We start from the raw sequence: 3217 nt of genomic DNA on the forward strand, positions 1-3217 counted from the left end.
GTTCCGGGGCCCGGGTGCAGACCCGGGGTGCGCTGGGCGCCCACGCGCGGGGTGCCGGGGCCGCCGGCGACGGCCGTGTCGGCGGCGGCCGTGACGGCGGAGCCCGGCAGCGCCGGAATCCTGGTGAGCAGGTCGAGGAAGGGTCGGGTGCGATGGCTGGAATGGTGCAGGTACTGCTGCGGATCCCAGACGGGAGCGGGCAGCGAGGCGGAGATCCGGGAAAGCGCGCCGGTGGATTTGCCTGGTTGCGCCTCTACGGACTCCGGGACGAAATCGGAATGCATGTTCGAGCCCCCTTGCAGGTACGGCTGACCGAAACGGAACAGGGTCCCGGGCCCTCCATTCCCCATGGTGGCTCGTTATATATCTTGACGTCAAGAGACTTCATGTCGACAGACCCTCTACACTGATCGACATGGAGGACGAGGTCGACCGACTGGTCTCAGCATGGCGCCGCGAGCGCCCGGACCTCGACGTGGAGCCCCTGGAGGTGCTCAGCCGCGTCAGCAGGCTGGCGCGCCACCTCGACCGGGCGCGCAGAATCGCCTTCTCCGAGCACCAGCTGGAGCCCTGGGAGTTCGACGTCCTGACGTCGCTGCGGCGCGCGGGCGCCCCCTACCAGCTCTCTCCCGGGCAGCTGCTCACCCAGACACTGGTCACCTCGGGCACCATGACCAACAGGATCGACCGGCTCGCCAAGAAGGGCCTGGTCGAGCGGCTCCCGGACCCCAGCGACCGGCGCGGGGTGCTGGTGCGCCTGACCCCCGAGGGCCGCGACCGCGCCGACCAGGCGCTGGCCGGGCTGCTGGAGCAGGAGCGGGCCATCCTGGCCCAGCTGTCGCGCACCCAGCGGGGGGAACTCGCGGCGCTGCTACGCCAGTTGACCGCCCCGTTCGACAACATCCCCGGCTAGGTCGGCGGGGCCGACCCCGGCCCGGCGCGCCAGGGCGACGGCGGCGAGCGTGGAGTGCACCCCGAGCTTGCCCAGCACGTTCTGCATATGCGTACGGACCGTGTGCGGGGAGAGGAAGAGGCGCTCGGCGACGGCCTTGCGGCCCAGCCCCGCGACCATGCACCGCAGCACCTCGCGCTCGCGCGGGGTCAGCGACTCCACCAGGCGCTCGCTCTCGGTGCGGTGCTTGCGGGCGGCGGTGAGCTCGCGCAGGACGCCGGTGAGCAGCGCGGGCGGCAGATGCGTCTCGTCCCGCAGCACTCCTCTGATCACCGCGAGCAGCCGCTGGAGCGAGCAGTCCTTGGCCACCCAGCCGGAGGCCCCCGCCTGGAGGGCGAGCGCGGCCCGGCGCGGGTCGTCCTTCTCGGCGAGCACCACCGTACGCACGGCGGGCTGGCCCGAGCGGACCCCGGCGACCAGCGAGATGCCGTCGACCAGGCCGTCGGCGCCCCCGCCGTCGGGCACGGCCCGGGCGACCGGCGCCCCGGCGAGCGTGCCGAGGTCGGCGTCGACGAGCATCACGTCGAAGCGGCGGCCCTCGGAGGCCCCCCGCTCCAGACAGCGCAGCGCGGCCGGACCGCTGCCGGCCGCCGCGACGTCGACGTCGGGCTCGGCCGCCAGCGCGGCGGCCAGCGACTCCGCGAAGATTCGGTGGTCATCCACCACGAGAACCCGGATACGAACCACAGACACCCCCATGCGTCGGGGAACGGACCGGTCGGCACGGCGCCCGGAAGGGATCAGAGCGCAGCCGCACGACCGCCGCCGTGGACCGACCGATACCCCACCCCGGGCGTCGTACCCGACTGCCTCGCCCCCTGATCAACACCGGCCCCCACCGGTGCTGTGCTTCAGAGTAGGGCCGTGGGCCGGGAGCGGAAGGCAATTTGCAGAACTGATTGACCGGGTTGTTTAGGGTGTGGCCCATGTTTCGTTTTGAGACGGAAGTGGACAAGGCGCGACGCATTCTGCTGGGCCGGCGGCTCAAGGACACCAATACGGAACGCTCTTCGGCGCTGCGCGCCCTGCGCGGCACCCCGGGCGAGAAGGAACGTCCGCTGCACGTCTGGGCGCTGGACGGCCGGGGCGGTCTGGCGGGCGGCCTCACCGGGCGCCTCTGGGCGAGCTGGCTCCTGGTGGACCTGCTGTGGGTGGACCCCGTCCACCGGGGCGCGGGCCTCGGGGCCGAACTGCTCACCCGAGCCGAGGAGTCGGCCCGCACCGACCACTCCTGCGCCCACGCGCGCGTGGAGACGTGGGACTTCCAGGCGCCGGGCTTCTACCGCAGGCGGGGGTACGAGGTGGTGGGCGAGGTGCCCGACTATCCGCCCGGCGTCACCGAGTACATCCTCACCAAACGACTGTGACCCGGGCCGCGCCCCCGCCCCCTCAGCTCCTGCGGCGCGCCCCCGCCGACGGGAGCGCCTCGAAGACCCGGGGCGCGGTGAATCCGGCCGCCTCGAAGGCCTCCTGGACCGACTTGGTGACCGTGTCGGCCGTCGCCGCCTCGACGAGGACGACCGCGGACCCGCCGAACCCGCCGCCCGTCATCCGCGCGCCGAGCGCCCCGGCCGCCACCGACGCGCTCACCACCAGGTCCAACTCGGCGCAGGAGACCCGCAGATCGTCGCGGAGCGAGGCATGGCCCTCGGTGAGGACCGGTCCGGCCGCGCGCGGATCGCCCGCCGCGAGATGCGCCGCGACCCGCTCCACGCGCTCGTTGTCGCGGACCACGTGGCGTACGCACCGGCGGACGGTTTCGGAGTCGATCCTGGCCAGCGCCGTCGGCAGATGCGCGGGGGAGATCTCACGCAGGGTCCGGACGCCGAGCGCCCGCGCACCCGCCTCGCAGGCGGCGCGTCGGTCGGCGTACGCGCCGTCTCCGAGCGCGTGCTTCACCCGGGTGTCCACGACGAGGAGCGCCAGTCCGTGTGCGGCGAGGTCGAAGGGGACCTGGCGCAGCGAGAGGTCCCTGGTGTCCAGGTGGAGCACATGGCCCTCGACGCAGCAGGCGGACGCGGTCTGGTCCATGATGCCGCAGGGCACCCCGACGAAGGCGTTCTCGGCGCGCTGGGCGATCCGCGCCAGGTCGGCCCGGCCGAGCCCCAGGTCGTACAGGTCGTTCAGGGCGAGGGCGGTGACGACCTCCAGAGCCGCCGAGGAGGAGAGCCCCGCTCCGGTCGGGACCGCCGAGGAGAGATGGATGTCGGCGCCGGTGACCGGGTGGCCCGCCTCCCGCAGCGCCCAGACCACCCCCGCCGGGTA

The 3217-nt window shown here is 73.3% G+C and carries 4 protein-coding genes and 1 pseudogene; 2 read left to right on the top strand and 3 right to left on the bottom strand.

Annotation, left to right across the window (positions count from 1 at the left end; all coding sequences use genetic code 11):
• Positions 1 to 284: pseudogene (locus ACJA3G_RS33690) on the bottom strand (hypothetical protein); the annotation flags it as partial.
• Between the two features lie 131 nt (positions 285 to 415).
• On the opposite strand from ACJA3G_RS33690, the gene ACJA3G_RS33695 reads away from it, so the two are divergent.
• Positions 416 to 913 carry a MarR family winged helix-turn-helix transcriptional regulator gene (locus ACJA3G_RS33695; protein ID WP_406556833.1) on the top strand — a complete coding sequence of 166 codons (498 nt, stop codon included), beginning with the start codon at positions 416 to 418 and terminating at the stop codon, positions 911 to 913.
• Here ACJA3G_RS33695 and ACJA3G_RS33700 read toward each other — a convergent pair.
• Positions 872 to 1651, bottom strand: a complete 780-nt coding sequence (locus ACJA3G_RS33700) for a LuxR C-terminal-related transcriptional regulator (protein ID WP_371653167.1) — start codon at positions 1649 to 1651, stop codon at positions 872 to 874. The genes ACJA3G_RS33695 and ACJA3G_RS33700 overlap by 42 nt on opposite strands.
• A gap of 227 nt (positions 1652 to 1878) precedes the next feature.
• Between ACJA3G_RS33700 and ACJA3G_RS33705 the strand changes: the two genes are divergently transcribed.
• Positions 1879 to 2319: a GNAT family N-acetyltransferase gene (locus ACJA3G_RS33705; RefSeq protein WP_406556834.1), complete on the top strand. Its 441-nt coding sequence runs from the start codon at positions 1879 to 1881 to the stop codon at positions 2317 to 2319.
• Between the two features lie 22 nt (positions 2320 to 2341).
• Here the strand turns inward: ACJA3G_RS33705 and ACJA3G_RS33710 are convergent.
• Positions 2342 to 3217, bottom strand: an 876-nt coding sequence (locus ACJA3G_RS33710) for a galactokinase (protein ID WP_406556835.1), incomplete at its 5' end; no start/stop codon positions are given.

The organism is Streptomyces sp. YS-3 (genome assembly GCF_045257485.1).
Lineage (GTDB): Bacteria > Actinomycetota > Actinomycetes > Streptomycetales > Streptomycetaceae > Streptomyces.